Here is a 2,353-nt window from a genome sequence, read left to right as displayed (position 1 = left end):
CCCAGTGAGTCGGGTTGCCGCCGAGGTCGAGCGTCAGGAACGTGAAGCCCACGCCAAGCGACGCGTGCTCGCCGGCGCTGAACGGAAAGATCTGCATCGTGACGTGCTCGAGGTCGGCGAGCTCGCGCAGGTACTTGACCTGTTCGGTCATCACCTGCCGGCCACCGGTCATGATGTGGAGCGCAGCCTCGCCGAGGACCAGGTGAACTCGCGGCGGTTCCCCGCGGTGGAGCAGGCTCCGGCGCCGCATCCGCGCCTCGACGACCTTCTCGACGTCGGCCGCTGCGACCACAGGCGATCGCGAGATCAGGCGCCGCGCGTACTCCTCAGTCTGGAACAGGCCTGGGATCAGTTCGCCCTGGAAGATCTCCAGCTTGGCCGCGTCCTGCTCAAGCCCGAGAAACGGCCGCGACCACTCGGGGACTTTGCCGTAGCTCCCGCGCTTGCGGGCCTGCTGTCCAATCTCGCGCAGTTCGGCCGCCGTGGCCTCGTCGGCGCCGAACAAGTCGAGCAGCTTGTCGACCTCGGCGACCTTGAGTGTCGCTTGGCCGTTGTCGACTCGGCTGAGTTTCGAGAGGTCCCAACCCAACGCGTGCGCGACCGTCTCGCGGTCCATGCCGGAGTCCTCGCGCAGCTGCTTGAGCTTCCGCCCCAGCGATACGCGGTACGCGGCAGGCCCGGTTCCACTCATGGCGCGAAGGTTACCGCGCGTGAATCTTGCATCGCTCCCCGGTTGTGTAAGTCGCATATGCAGGTTTAGTGTGTGACCTGCATCGACAACCTAGCGTGCGGGTAGAGGCCGATGACAGACGACCAGGGTTACGACGAACGCGAGACGTTCTGGAGCGGCGCATCGGTGTTCAACACCGGTGGGCAGCGGCTGAACGAAATCGACCTCGACGAGCCGCGTCACGGCGCGACCATCGACGAGATGAGCGACGAGGGCTGGTGCGCGGCCCGCGCCGCGCTGCGCTCGTTCGATGCGGGGAAGCGATGACCGCGCTCGACGACCGCCCGCCCGCGATGGCACCGGGCGACTGGTGGGAGTGGCACGGGTTCGTCGACGGCCATGCGCACCTGTACCTGCACGCCGAGCTCTTCCGGGAATGGCCGCCGCTGGTGTACCCGGCGTGCGAGCGACGGCGCCCGTCTCCGCTCGGGCACGACCGGCCGAGCATCACCCGGCGACAGGTCGGGCCGCGCACGCACCCCGCGTGCCCCTTCTGCCTCGACACGACCCGCCCCGCGGAGGTGCCCCGTGCCCGCTGAGCCCTACTACGTGAACGACCTGAACGAGCTCGCGCAGAAGCTCGCGGCCGGCAACTGGATCGTGTTCCGACACGAGTACCTCGGCGACTTGTGCGACCTGGAGACGTGGACGGCTGCTCTGCGCGGCTGCTGCGCCGCGCTCGACGTGGTCGAAGTCCTCGTCACGATTACCCGGAAGGACTTGACCATCGTTTTCAACGCCGAGAAGGTGCCGGACGCCGAGGCAGTTCAGGCGTCGGTGAGCCGCGCTGAGCTCGACCGGTGGCTCGACCGCGAACTACGTCCCGAGCTGCCGGCGCGGGCAGCTCGGGGCAAGTAGCTCATGAGGCCGCTAGCGAGAGAGCTGCGACGGCAGTACGACGCCGGGGCGACGAACGTCGACCTGCAACGGCAAACCGGCCTGACCTACCGTCAGGTCCGCAGCCTCCTCGTCGAGGCGGGCGCCACGATGCCGCCACCTGCGCCCCGGGTGCTTGCGACTCCCCAAGGTTTGATCACGGCGTACCGCGATCGTGGTGAGGCGCTCGCGGTCGTCGGCAGGCCCTGGGGTATCGGCAGAGACCGCGCGCGCCGGATGCTCATCCAGGCCGGCGTCGCTATCCGGCCCCGAGGTCGTCCCCAGAGGGAACCGCAGTAGCTCCCGGCTGGCGCGTTGCCTTTCCTCCCTCAAGGCGGCGCGCCGGCTGGGTTCCAAGACTCCGCCGCTTCGGCGGTGGAGGCCAGTGCCCCCGGCAGTTCACGCAGCCGGGGGCACTGCGCGTACTCGGAGAGGAGCCGCCATGCCGGACGAGCCAACCCCCGTGCGCGCCTCCGCTACGCCGGCTGACGAGGCGTGCCGGATGTGCCGGGGCGTCAAGCGCTTGTGGGTCCAGCGCCGCGGCCGGGCCCGCCGCGAGGTCTGTCCCCGCTGTGACGGGACCGGCGTCGAACCCGAGGACAGACGAACGCCCCCGACCCCGCGTCGGGGGCGTTCTCGTGTTCCTCACAAGATCATCTGTACCGACGGAAACACCCCGCACAGCGTTCGTGCTACGGGACGCCTGGCCTGCGAACTAGTTCCGGCGCACAGCGCTACACTGGTCGA

The 2,353-nt window shown here is 69.1% G+C and carries 4 protein-coding genes; 3 read left to right on the top strand and 1 reads right to left on the bottom strand.

Translation table 11 applies throughout. The features are described from left to right. On the bottom strand, positions 1–691 hold a 691-nt coding region (locus VA596_RS50540; RefSeq protein WP_323337980.1), incomplete at its 3' end, for a helix-turn-helix domain-containing protein. Positions 692–802: 111 nt separating this feature from the next. Between VA596_RS50540 and VA596_RS50535 the strand changes: the two genes are divergently transcribed. Genes VA596_RS50535 through VA596_RS50525 form a run of 3 tightly spaced genes read left to right on the top strand, consistent with a single transcriptional unit; the run spans position 803 to position 1,588 of the window. Beyond that, positions 803–997: a hypothetical protein gene (locus VA596_RS50535; RefSeq protein WP_323337979.1), complete on the top strand. Its 195-nt coding sequence runs from the start codon at positions 803–805 to the stop codon at positions 995–997. Next, positions 994–1,269, top strand: a complete 276-nt coding sequence (locus tag VA596_RS50530) for a hypothetical protein (protein WP_323337978.1) — start codon at positions 994–996, stop codon at positions 1,267–1,269. The genes VA596_RS50535 and VA596_RS50530 overlap by 4 nt, the downstream gene beginning before the upstream one ends. Before the next feature lie 10 nt (positions 1,270–1,279). Beyond that, positions 1,280–1,588, top strand: a complete 309-nt coding sequence (locus tag VA596_RS50525; RefSeq protein ID WP_323337977.1) for a hypothetical protein — start codon at positions 1,280–1,282, stop codon at positions 1,586–1,588. The last annotated feature ends 765 nt before the right edge of the window (positions 1,589–2,353 follow it).

It is taken from the genome of Amycolatopsis heterodermiae (assembly GCF_034929455.1).
Classification (GTDB): Bacteria; Actinomycetota; Actinomycetes; order Mycobacteriales; family Pseudonocardiaceae; genus Amycolatopsis; species Amycolatopsis heterodermiae.
This window is presented reverse-complemented; position numbering and strand designations above follow the sequence as displayed.

Bases quoted from the DNA above. Each gene is read 5' to 3' on its own strand.
- VA596_RS50530 (WP_323337978.1), top strand. From the start codon at position 994: ATGACCGCGCTCGACGACCGCCCGCCCGCGATGGCACCGGGCGACTGG.
- VA596_RS50535 (WP_323337979.1), top strand. From the start codon at position 803: ATGACAGACGACCAGGGTTACGACGAACGCGAGACGTTCTGGAGCGGC.